The sequence below is a fragment of the Stenotrophomonas sp. YJH_SMC_105-26 genome, assembly GCF_059368915.1.
The window spans coordinates 1-12691 of record NZ_JCAFSD010000010.1; the positions used below are offsets into that span (position 1 = coordinate 1).

Here is a 12691-nt window from a genome sequence, read left to right on the forward strand (position 1 = left end):
CATTGAAGCCGGGCACCCAGGGCAGCCGGCCAGCGGCCGGCTCTACCGGGGCCGATCGATGGTAGTGCCGGCCGCTGGCCGGCAACCTCATTGGAACCGGACACCCAGAGCAGCCGGCCAGCGGCCGGCTCTACCGGGGCCAATCGACGGTAGTGCCGGCCGCTGGCCGGCAACCTCATTGAAGCCGGGCACCCAAGGCAGCCGGCCAGCGGCCGGCTCTACCCGATCATCACCGCAGCGGCCGATCCTCGCCACCATCCCCGGTTTCCACCGGTGCCGGGCCGGCATTGCTACGGCGCTGTTCTTCGTACGTGCGGAATGCCTGGTGGATGTGCTTGCGCAGCTCGTCGTCGTTCCACGGCTTGGTCAGGAAGCGATAGATCGCGCCGCGGTTGATCGCATCGGTCACCGTGTTCAGATCGGTGTAGCCCGACAGCACCAGGCGGATCGTATCCGGGTACAGCATCTTCACCCGGCCCAGGAACTCGGTGCCGCTCATGTCGCTCATGCGCTGGTCGGACAGGATCACCTGCACGTCGTTGATCGCCAGCAGATCAAAGGCGTCACGCACGTTGCCAGCGGCCAGGATGCGGTAGCCGTCGCGGCGGAACAGGCGCACCAGCGAGCGCAGCACGTTCTCCTCGTCATCCAGCAGCAGCAACGTGCGGTCCGGGCGCGTTTCGGCGAAGGCTTCCGGGCGCAGGTAGCGCCGGCGCAGGGTCATGCCGGCGGCATCGGCCGACATCGGCTCGCCGAACAGGTAGCCCTGGAACACATCGCAGTCGTTGCGGCGCAGGAAGCCCAGTTGGGCCTGCGATTCCACGCCGTTGGCAATCACGGTCATGCCCAGCTGGTGGCCCATGGCAATGATCGCGCGGGCAATGGCTGCTTCGCGATTGCCAGCCGGTGCGCTCTTGATGAAGCTGCGGTCGATCTTCAGCTTGTCCACCGGGTAGCGCACCAGCGCGCTGAGGCTGGAATCGCCGGTGCCGAAGTTGTCCAGGCTCAGGCTGATGCCTTCGTTGCGCAGGTTGGCCAGCGTTTCATGGACGAAATTGACGTTGTTGGTCAGCGCGCTCTCGTTGATCTCCAGCGTCAGCATGTGCGCCGGCACGCCCGCGGCCTGCAGCAGGGACATCACCTCGGCGAAGAAGTTCGGCCGCAGCAGCTGCAGGGTGGACACGTTCACCGCGATGGTGAAGTCATCAAAGCCCTGGTCGCGCCACAACCGCGCCTGCTTCAATGCGCCTTCCAGCACCCAGGTGCCGATCTGCACGATGATGCCCAGGCGCTCGGCGGTGCGCATGAAGCGCTCCGGCACCAGCATGCCCAGGGTCGGCGACTGCCAGCGCAGCAGCGCTTCCATGCCGACCACGTGGCCGTCGCGGGCGCTCACCAGCGGCTGGTAACGCAGCTTCAGCTCGCCATTGGGAATGGCATCGACGATCTGGCGCGCGATGATGCTCTCGCTGTGCGCGCTCGGCGGGGTATCCACGGCATGGATGCGCACGGCATTGCCGCCTTCGCGGGCGGCCTGGTACAGCGCATCTTCGGCATGGTCGAGCAGGCGCGAGGCGCTGCTGGCATGTTCCGGGCACAGGCTCACGCCCAGCTTGCCGGTCATGAACAGCGTGTATGGAAGCACCGACAGCGGCAGTTCCATCTGCTGGCGGATCTCTTCAGCGAAGTCCTCCGGCAGCGGCAGGTCCGCGGTGCGGGGCACCGCGATCAGGAACTCGTCGCTGCCATGCCGCCACAGCTTGCCACGCCCGCGCAGGTAGGACTGCAGGCGCTGCGCCACCAGTACCAGCGCCTGATCGCCCACTTCGGCACTCATGTTCTCGTTGACCGATGCGAAGTGGTCGATGTCCACGTGCATCAGCATCAGCGCAATGCCGCCGGAGGCCGCCTCGGCAACCATCGCCTGCAGCTCGGGGTTGCCGGCGCCAAGGCGGTCGGGGGCATCATCGATGCTGACCGGGGGCAGGTTGGGATTCCACATAGGCTCAGTATTCCGGCGAATCGACGGCGGCCATGCTGGTCGCCTGGTAGGGGAGGTGGACGTCGATCAGGGTGCCCGCGCCATGCGCGGATTCGATCCGCACGTGGCCACCGACGCTCTGCGCGCGCTCGCGCATCACGATCAGGCCGAGGCCGCGCGGGCCGTCCGGATCGAAGCCTTCACCATCATCGCGGATCTGCAGGTGCAGGCCACGCTGGCTGACGTCGCGCAGCTGCAGCAGGACCTGGCTGGCGCGCGCATGGCGCAGCGCATTGGTCAGGCTTTCCTGTGCGATGCGGAAGCAGGCCTGTTCGATGCTGTTGTCGGGGCGGTGCGGCAGCGGCTCGATCTCGGCCAGCAGCTCCACCGGCGAAGAGCGGAACAGCACCCGCGCCTGCCAGCTCAGCGCCGCCTCCAGGCCCAGTGCATCCAGCTGCGGCGGGCGCAGCAGGGTGGAGATGTCGCGCAGCTTGGCCACGGTGGTGTCGGCCAGGCTGACGATCTGCGCCAGGTCCTCGCCACGACGCTTCGGATCGTCCTCATCCTGCGCCGCATGCGCCGACAGCTTGATCGCGGTAATGGCCTGGCCGATGTCATCGTGCAGGTCGCGCGAGATCGCGCGACGCTCGTCCTCCTGCAGCGAGAACAGCCGCCCGGCCATCGCCTGCAGCTCGCGATTGCTGGTTTCCAGCGCCCTGCGGGTGCGTTCGGAATCGCTCAGGTCGCGTACGATCAGCAGCTTGCAGTCACGACCGCCGTAGCGCACTTCGCCCACCGCCAGGCCGGCATGGAAGCTGCGGCCGTCGGCACGCTGCATGGCCACCACGCTGCTGTGGCCCGGCCCCAGGTGTGGCTGGCCGGCGCGCAGCTGGCTGCGCACCCGTGGCAGGTCGGCGGCAGCGACCAGTGCCGACAGCGGCTCGCCCAGCAGGGTGTGGCTGCCGTAGCCGAACAGTCCGGCGGCCCAGGCGTTGGCGTACAGCACGTGCTCGTCGGAGAGGATCACCACGCCGTCGGGCAGCACCCGCACCAGCTCGCGGAACTGTTCCTCGCGCTCGCGCAGCAGGCGCCGCGACTGCTCGCGCTCGGTCACGTCCTGCAGCGTGCCCAGCACGCGGCTGCGGCCGGCTTCGTCGATACCGCTGGCCGCCCGCAGGTGCACCATCAATGCACGGCCGTCCATCGACAGCAGCGGCAGCAGCACGTCCACCTGTACCGGCTCGCCGGAGCACAGTTCGGCCAGCAGCTGTTCGGTCTGGGTGGCGGTGGCCGGGTCGGCCGGCACCAGCAGCTCATCGAAGCGGTGCCAGCGCCGGGCCTCGGGCGGGCGGCGGCCGAGCAGGCGATAGACCTGGTTGGAATAGCGGCCCAGCCCGGTGGACGGGTCCAGTTCCCAGGCGCCGATGCGGGCCAGCTCATGGGCTTCCTCCACCCGGGCCAATGCCTGGTCGCGGCGCAGCTGGGCCAGATCCTCGGCGGTGCGGTCGATGGCGATCAGCAGGCGGGCGTTGTGGCCGTCGTAGCTGATGGCGTTGGAGCGCAGCTCCATCTGCCGCAGCGCGCCATCGCGCAGCTGCAGCTGAGCGCGCAGGATGCACAGCTCCTCGGGCGCCTCGCGGATCGCCTCCAGCTTGGTCTGCAGGGCCTGGTCCTGGCCCGGCGGCCACAAGGCGTCGATGGTCTGTTCCAGCAGCTCGTCGCGGTCCCAGCCGAAGGCGCTGCAGGCGGCGGGGTTGGCATCGAGGATCGCCAGCGTGTCCAGGTCGTAGACGAGGATCGGCCCGGGGTTGCCCTCGAACATCTGCCGCAGGCGCAGCTCGGAGGCCTGCTGGCGCGCATGGGTATGCAGCACGTGTTCGGCCAGCGGGCGCAGCAGCAGATAGAGCAGGCCCGCGCTGGCCAGCGCGAAGAACGAGCCCTTCAGGCCCTGCCACAGGGCCGCCTGCTGCGGATCGGGCACCAGCGCCTGCACCACGCTGTCGGTGGAGATCATCCAGGCCAGCGCCATCACCAGGTAGCTCAGCACCACCCGGCGCCGGTCACGGCTCAGCGCCTGCGCCATCCGCGGGTCGGGAACTGGGGCGTTGCCGGTCGGTTCTGCGGGCATGGACGGGGCGGGTGACAGGGGCGCCGGTCATCTTACCCCGCAGCGTGCCGTGACCACTCAATTATCCGCCGCAGGCGCCGTTAACCACTGCGTGCCCCGCTGACGGGCGTGTCATCCGGAGCAAGATCGCGTGGACCAAGGGATCATCGCCAGCCTGCTGCAGCACCCGCTTGCGTCGGCGCTGGTCATCGTCGACCGTGCCGGGCGCCCGCTGGCGGCCAATCCGGCCGCGCGCGAGCATGGCCTGCCGGCCACCGTGGCGGCCTATGCGCCGATGCTGGAAGATCTGCGCCTGATGGCCGCCGATGGTGGCATCGTTGCCTGCACGCTGCCGGGCGGCCCGCGGGGGCACTACGACGGTCACCTGCGTGCGGTGCACGACGGTGCCGGCAACCTGCTGGCGTTCACCCTGAGCATTCCCGAGCCGGTGCCGGTCGATGCGGGCGGGCGCTGGGAGCTGGCACTGGACAGCGCCGGCCACAGCCTGTGGGACTGGGACATCCCCAGTGACCGGGTGGCGCGCACGCCGGCGCTGGGCGACGAGACCGCCACTGAATTGCTATCTCGCGTGCACGGCGAGGACATCGCCCAGGTGCGCGCCGCGCTCGACGAGCACCTGCGCGGGCACAGCGAGCAGTACAGCGCACAGTTCCGTTTCCGCCAGGCCGATGGCCAGTGGCGTTGGGTGCTCGATCGCGGCCGCGTGGTCGCTCGCACCGCCGATGGCCAGCCCCTGCGCATGGTCGGCACGCATACCGATATCGAGCAGCAGAAGCAGCTCGAATCGCTGCTGCAGGAACAGCAGCTGCACCTGAGCGAGGCCCAGCGCATCGCCAGCATGGGCAGCTGGTCGTTTGATCCCAACAGCGGGCATTTCTGGTGGTCGCCGGAACTGCGTTCGCTGCTGGCACTGGAGCAGGGCGCCGTTCCGGGCCAGCGGCGGTGGCTGAAGCAGCTGCATCCACGCTCCCGCGGCGCGCTGCGCGCGGCATGGCGGCGGTTGTGGCGCGATGGCCGCGCTGCCAACCTCGAGCTGGAGCTGACCCGCGGCCATGAGCCTTCGCAGCACCTGCGGCTATGGATGCAGCCGCTGCTGGACATGGACGGGCAACCCAAGCGCCTGCTCGGCCAGGTACAGAACATCACCGAACAGCACCAGACCGATGCGTTGATCCGCTGGCGCACCGAACTGCTGAACCGGGTCTCCGCGCTGGGCCGCATCGGCGGCTGCGAGATCGAAGTGCAGACCCGCAGCATGCAATGGACCGAGGAGTGCTACCGCATCCATGGCCTGCGCAAGGAACCGATCACCCTCGACCAGGCGCTGGCGCTGTACACGGAGGACTCGCGCAACGCGTTCGAGGCGGCGCTCGCCCGTATCGCCAACGGCGGCCTGCCCGAGCAGCTGGACCTGTGCTTCTACCGCCAGTCCGGCCTGCGCGTCTGGGTGCAGGTGCTGATCGAACTGGACCGCCGTGACGGCCTGCCGCCGCGGTTCGTTGTCCTGTTCCGTGACATCACCCGCGAGCGCGAAGCCAACGAGCGCATCGAACTGCTGGCCCACTACGACCTGCTGACCGGCCTGCCCAATCGCGTACTGCTCGGCGAACAGACCGCCGAAGCCATCGAGGAAGCACGCGACCGCGGTACCTCGCTGGCCATGCTGTTCATCGACCTGGACGGCTTCAAGACCATCAACGACAGCTTCGGCCACGCCACCGGCGATGCGCTGCTGAAGGCCGCAGCCACCCGCCTGCACCAGAACCTGCGCAACAACGACCTGTTCGGCCGCTTCAGTGGCGATGAGTTCATCGTGGTGCTGCGCGATCTGGCCGAGCCGGAAGATGCCGGTCATGTCGCCCGCAAGCTGATTGCCTCGCTGGCTGAGCCGCTGCGCCGTGGTGAGACCACGTTGAAAGTCGGCGCCAGCGTCGGCATCGCGATGCTGGGCGATGCGCAGACCGATTTCGACTCACTGCTGCGCGCGGCCGACGCCGCGATGTATGCGGCCAAGGAAGCCGGGCGCAACACCTACCAGTACTACAGCCAGGACGCCCTGGCCCGCATCCAGCGCCGGCTGGACGTCGAGCATGCCCTGCATGGGGCGATCGAGCGCGACGAGTTCAGCCTGGCCTACCAGCCGCTGCTGCACGCCCACCACGGCGAGCCACCGGCGATCGAGGCACTGTTGCGCTGGCACCGCCCCGGCATCGGCTACTGCAGCCCGGCCGAGTTCATTCCCATTGCCGAAAAGTGCGGCGAGATCGTGCGCATCGGCGACTGGGTGCTGAACGAGGCCTGCCGCCAGGCGACCGCCTGGGACCGTGCCGGACTGCACTTTGATCGCATCGCGGTCAACGTGTCGGCGGTGCAGCTGCGTGATCGCGGCTTCGCCGAGCGCGTGATCGAGATCTGCCATGCCCATGGCTGGCCGCCGCAACGGCTGGAACTGGAGCTGACCGAGTCGGCGCTGATCCGTGATACCGACATCCTGCGCCATTGCTTCGACGTGCTGGAACGGCACGGGGTGCCGCTGGCGGTGGATGACTTCGGCACCGGCTTCTCCAACCTCAATTACCTCAATCGCTTCCCGGTGGGGCGCCTGAAGATCGATCGCAGTTTCGTGCAGGGCATGCTGCATGATTCGGGCACGGCCGAAGTCACCCAGGCCATCGTCCACCTGGGCCACGCGCTGGGCATGAAGGTGGTGGCCGAAGGCGTGGAAACCCACCAGGAAGAAGACATGCTGCGCCGCCAGGGCTGCGACGAGATCCAGGGCTACCTGTACTCGCGCCCGCTCAGCCCGCGTGATCTGGCGCAGTGGCTGCGCCAGCAGCGCCCGGCGCCGATGCGCACCGACGCCAGCGGCGAAGCGGTGCTGGTGCGCTGAGGTTCTGCGCTGGCGGATGCCGGCGCGGTGTGGCCTGACTCTGGTGCGCCCAGCTCTGGTGGGTGCCGACCGTTGGTCGGCACGGATGCCCTGGCGCTCGCGATCATCCACGCATGGCGTGGAACTACCTGGGAAACTCCGCCTTCAACTGCATGCGCAGGGCCTCGACGATGGCCGCATAGCGCCGCTTCTGGACTAGATAGCTGGCCAGGAACAGCGGCAGCACCAGCAGCATCGGTGCCACCATCGGGCGCATCGCCACCAGTGGCAACAGCAGCAGCGACAGGATTGCCACGAACCAGCTGCACAGGCCGATCACCCGCACCTCGTGCCGTCGCGCGTTGAGAACGATGCGTCCACGCATCACCGGGAAGTAGCGCAGGCCGAAGCTCGGTGCGAAGCTCTCGCGGAACGCCATGCTGCCATCGGGCAGCGCATGGAAGGCCAGTTGCAGCCATCTGTCCTGCGGCAGGTCACGTTCCAGGCTGCCCAGCGAGAGCCGGGCCTGCATGGCCGGTGACGCCGCGATGCGTTCGTTGAACAGGGTGATGCCCCAGCTGAAATAGCCGGCCACCCAGGCCATCAGAAGGACGGCTTCGAACAGGAGCACTGCGATGAGGGCGATGGCCATCGGTCTTCCATGAACGGGACCGGGGGATCATGCCATGCCGGTCGGGGCTCCAGCAGTCGCATCTTGTGGCGATTCACTTGTTCAGCAAATCGTCAGAGAATCAACGGGTCGATCTATGAACTCTCGGCAGCAGCATCCTTCTCGTGCTCCGAATGTGGGACGGTCGAAGGAAATGCCTCATAGGTGCGATGCAAGCAGTGATTGCTTACGCTCGCGCCTTGAGCACCCAGAGGTTCTATTCCTCGGCCTTTGAGGGCGTTGACCAAGTCCGCGAGCAGTGCATCCCGATGTAGGACAAAGTTCGATGCGAAGCAGCGCCAGAAGTTCCATCCGGCTCGCTCCAGGACGCGTTGGCGGCGCATATCCTGTTCCCATTGATCGGGGCCATGGTAGCGATCCCCATCGCACTCGATAGCCAGTCGGGCATCCTTGTCGCCCTCGACCACCATGTCGATACGGTAGCTTCCGACTTTGACCTGTGGTTGTACGCGGTAGCCGCGTGAGACCAGCTCATCGAACATCTCACGTTCGAAGGGTGACTCGCAGAGCATGCGCAGATCTGCCACCGCGGCTTCGTCCTGTGAGTAGGGCGATTGGAAGTGCTGGAGCAAACCCGCCCGAAGCTTGTCCGCTGGGCTCAGCTCCTCCGCTCTGATGCTGCGGACCAGATACATCCGGTCGCGCGCGCGTGATGCTGCCACATTGTAACGCTGGCGGAACATCTCTTGAGAAGATGCCTGGGCACTGCCCGATACGATCATGGAAAGGAACATGATGTCGCGCTCCTTTCCCTGGAAGGTGCGTGCATCACCGAAGGCAATCTGGTGACGCTGAATCACCTCCTCCCCCAGTGTTCGTGAAATCTTGTCCCACACGAGCTGAGCTTGCTCACTTCCGATCAGAGACACAACGCCGATGCTACGGTGGCGCATCTGTGGATCTGAGACGATGCGTTGAATTTCCTCGAGGATGAAGCGCGCTTCGCCCTCGTTCGTCTTGCCATTGCCGCGCTGGCCATCCAGTACGTGGACATCGATCAATGGTGGATCAAGTCGCTCAGAAGTGCGTGGCATGCGCAGTGGGCGGAGTTGATGGTTGTAAAACTCCCGTTTGGAGTACTCGATGATGGGTCCAACACAGCGAAAATGCTCGCGGAGCATGATCTGTCCCTGCGCGAAGACTACCTTGAAGAGGTCATAGACCGACTTGTCCGGCGACATCTGTGGGCGATACAGGCCAACTTGATTTCCAAGGAGTTGACCCATCAGGCTTCGGATCTTCTCCTCCTCCAAACCGACACCTTCCGGCGAGACCTGCTGGTCGTCCCCTACGATCAGTACCTTCTTTGCACGCAGCAAGGCAGGCAATGCCGTTAGATCAGACTGCGATGCCTCGTCGATAATGACCAGATCGAACTCGCCAAGTGAAACGGGCAGAGATTCGCTCACGCGGTAGTGCGGCATGATCCAGCAGGGGATAGCGGGACTGGCCTGTTCCGCAGCATCTCTGGCATCCCGGCGGAATCGCGGAGCTCGCACGCCGGTTCCTTTGCCAATGCGGGAAACAGCTACGCGATATGCTTCGAGTGCGGAACGTACCGCCGGGGTCGCCTTCTCAGTCATCTGCAGCCAGGTTCGGGTGGTCACTGCTTGCTGGTACAAGGAGGATAGGTCTGACTCCAGTTCGTTGCGCTGACGCGACAAACGGGTCAGCTCCTCACGACCGTCCATTGATTCGACAAGTGTCAGTAGGCGACGATGTCTCCAACAATCCTTCCAGTTGTCAGGCAGTAGCTTGTCGAGAGCTGCGGACGCGGCCTCTGAACGAAGTGATTGTGCCCATTTGGGAGCTCCGGATTTTTCGATTAAGTTGGTGACGTCTCGAACGATCTGCAGCTGCGGCCGCATTGAATGCTGACGTCTGAGCTCGAGCATCAGTTCGCTCCACTCGGCCATGAGTGAGCTATCGGAAATTTTCGCGTCGCCCAATGCGCGATTCAGAAACGCCTCGATGGATTCGGGAAGGGTTCCCTTCGCGTCGACCATCGCTCTCTGGAAAGAGGATTTGATTTCCCAAGTCGCCTCGAGTCGATTGCGCGTGAGATTGTGATCCAGAATTTCCAGAGCTTGGTCAAGCTGCTGCGCGGAGTAGGGTGTGTTCGTACCTTCTTTCCATGTGGGCAGGAGCACTGACAGCATTGCCAGAATCGCCTTCTCTTCCCGGAGGACAATCTGAAGATTGTTCAGAACGGCAAGATGACCGGGTCCCCGCTCCACGAGCGCCGACGCTGATTCGAGAATTGGGAGGGACATCTCCGGGGACAGGGCATTCCATCGGACAACAACTTCGTTGCACTTTTGCTGGAAGCGCCGGTACTCGAGTACGTGGGCCCAGTCTTCGGCTGACGCTGGTGGTGACGCGAGTACACGCACTTGATCGAGTTGCTTCTTCTCTTGGGTCTTGCCAAAGAACCCCGCCAGGCCGAACGGCTTTCTACCTTGTGAGAGGTTGTCCAAGGCGTCGGTCATATCAGGGTCGTCGCCCATCCCGTCCGGTAGCGTTACCGGTCGGGATAGGAAGCGGGAGCGATACGCCAGTAATTCACCGATCTCACTTCGCAGCTCTGCAAGTAGCTTGCTGACGGCGTCTTGCGGCCCAGCAAGGCGGATTCGTTGCTCCAGAGCGGGCAGCCACACGAGCCCAGACTCGTCGAGGCTTGTTCGAACGCGCCTCAATGCGCCTATGCGGGCGTGAGATTGAATGGCCTCTTCGATGGTCGCTTGCTGCATGTCCCGCAGTGCAGGCAGCCTGGCAGCCGCGATTTGCTCGTTGATTTCAGCAAGCCTACCAAGGTCCAGGTGTGCCTGCCGGAGCTCTCCAGCTTCTGGGAAGCCGTCCACGGAAGGGAGACGATCATTCAGTAGCGCAAGGTCTTCGCCAAGCGCCATTCGGGCGCTGCGGAGTGATGAGATGTCAGTATTGTCGAACTGGGGCGAATGGATTTCTGCCACCGTCAGCACGTCGCGAATGAGTTCGACGTCCTCAGTGTTCGTTGCAACTTCCTTGGCGATGTCCAACGGCTGGAGGGCAACGCCATCTACAATTACCGGTTCCAGGTTAATTCGCGCCCAATGCGCGATTCGGGCTTCGGTTGACGCAACCTGTCCATGCAGGGTGTCGATGCGTTGCTCAAACTGACGTACCTGCTCGCGCATGTCGCTTTTGCTCAATCGCGTGATTTCTCCAGCGATATGGCGGATTGCATGTTCGAACTGTTTCATGCCGTCGGCTTCGCTGCTCAGCAGGCTGATGGCAAGCGGACGGATATCCTCGGGCAGCTTTTCCTGCAGCACAGCCAGTGCTGGGTCTTTCATCGACGTGACCAGAACCCGCTTGCCAAGGGCAAGGTAGTGCGAAATCACGTTCGCAATGGTGTGGGTTTTGCCAGTCCCCGGTGGCCCCTGGACGACGACACCGTCTTGATGATCGAGCATGTGGACAATCTGCACTTGCTCATCGTTGTAGGGCATCGGGAAGAACAGGTCTTTTGCCTTCGCCGCCGTGCCGGCCTTCCTGTCGATGTGCGACAGGCCGCGATAGTTCATGGGCGGAGGTTCATGCAGGTGCTGCGAGGGATCGTTCAAGAGTGCCCACGTTGCCCGTGACAGCCCCTCTAGATTCACACCAGAGTCGATCAGGTTCTCAAAGCGCTCAAGATCCTGAATGAAAAGACTGGACGTTCGAGGGCGTGCGAAGAGTACCCAAGTATCGGTCACCCTCAGGTGTTCGCCTGCCTTGGGTACCTGTCGGTCATGGGGCATCGTCTGGGAGGGCCAGTATGTTCCCTTGCTGTCCAGCAACGATGCGGCCACTTTCAAAACTGGTTCGAAACTGCTTGGTGTGAATGGACTGATGTGCCATTCCGTTCGGGCGAAATGCTCCTTGCCCGCACGGGCAACTTCGGCCACGCCTGGATTGTCAAGCGCGGTATACACGTCCAGCTCCAGCCGTGGGTCTGGCGAGCGCGGTCGAACCTCGATGGCGTGAGTACGCTCATCAATGGAGAGCTCCACCAGCTTGGTGATCAAGGGGTACGTCAGCTTCCCGTCGGGCAGGTCCCATACGGAGATACCTACGCCCATCACCATTTCCAGGGGGGAGTCGACCACGTTGCCCCGCAGCATCTGATAGCTGGAAAAAAGCTCGGCATACTTGGCAATCGTCTTGCGAACTTCCCTTTCTTTGACAGCCCACGGTTGCCATAACTGAAGGACGTAGACATTCAATTCCTCTTGCAGCTGAACCGTCAGGGACAGTGCATCGATCGGCACAGGGCTTTCGGGATCAGTGCCTTCGACAAGGGGGGGGAGTTCAGCTCCCAAGAGGCTCAGCTCATCACGAGTAGCATGGCTGACCAACCCAGGCTCGCGAGTCGGCTGGTTGGATTGGGCAATCAGTGCGGAGAGCAACCGAGTTGACGGTGCTGGCGGTGCGCTTTCCTGTAGTCGATCCACACGCAGCCAGACATCATCGTCGTCAGTTCCTACGTCGAATTGGACGCCAGGCAGCCCCTGGAGCTCGTATTCATGCGCCTTGAAGTTATTGTGCTGTTCAACTTGCCGGGAAGGTCGCCCGCGAAGACTCGCCGTCTGCCTTACGTACTCCAGCAGTCCTTTCAGGCGCTCAAGAATGTGAGGTTCGGTCATTTTCTGTCGAGTCTGTTCGGTGGGCGAATGCAGGCTCTGTGCCCGCGGAATTTCGGCAGGTGCGTCGCGCTCTGGCGACGACGCAGGGTCGTCACCCTCCAGGTCTGAAGGGTCAAGGGTGCGACGCGGAGACTTCAGTAGATTATTGATTCTGCTTCGGAGTAGCACAGCTCGGGGCATCTCCCGATGTGCGAGTTCAGCTGCAAGGCCTTCCAGCATGCGCCGGTCCTGCTTGCTGGCCGCAGTCTGGAACAGAAGCTCCAATTCCTGCGTGCTGACATTGAAGAACGGCCGTGTGCTCATGACCCGGTTGCAGCTCCTTGTGCGAGACCCCCACGTTCCGGTGGCGGATTCA

At 64.2% G+C, this 12691-nt stretch carries 5 protein-coding genes; 1 reads left to right on the forward strand and 4 read right to left on the reverse strand.

The features are described from left to right. Positions 1–229: 229 nt before the first annotated feature. Both AC5P7F_RS18105 and AC5P7F_RS18110 read right to left on the reverse strand, forming a co-directional pair. Entirely contained in the window at positions 230–2002 is a 1773-nt protein-coding gene (locus AC5P7F_RS18105) for an EAL domain-containing protein (protein ID WP_014647070.1), read from the reverse strand. Between the two features lie 4 nt (positions 2003–2006). Continuing rightward, on the reverse strand, positions 2007–4109 hold the full coding sequence (locus AC5P7F_RS18110; RefSeq protein WP_164076832.1) for a PAS domain S-box protein: 2103 nt from the start codon (positions 4107–4109) through the stop codon (positions 2007–2009). Between the two features lie 130 nt (positions 4110–4239). On the opposite strand from AC5P7F_RS18110, the gene AC5P7F_RS18115 reads away from it, so the two are divergent. Then, entirely contained in the window at positions 4240–6999 is a 2760-nt protein-coding gene (locus AC5P7F_RS18115; protein WP_134808847.1) for a bifunctional diguanylate cyclase/phosphodiesterase, read from the forward strand. A 124-nt stretch (positions 7000–7123) separates the two neighbouring features. On the opposite strand, the gene AC5P7F_RS18120 is transcribed toward AC5P7F_RS18115, so the two are convergent. After that, entirely contained in the window at positions 7124–7630 is a 507-nt protein-coding gene (locus AC5P7F_RS18120) for a hypothetical protein (protein ID WP_164076833.1), read from the reverse strand. 113 nt (positions 7631–7743) lie between these two features. After that, a complete protein-coding gene (locus AC5P7F_RS18125) occupies positions 7744–12639 on the reverse strand; it encodes a PDDEXK-like endonuclease domain-containing protein (protein WP_164076834.1) in 4896 nt (1631 codons plus the stop codon). Positions 12640–12691: the final 52 nt, after the last annotated feature.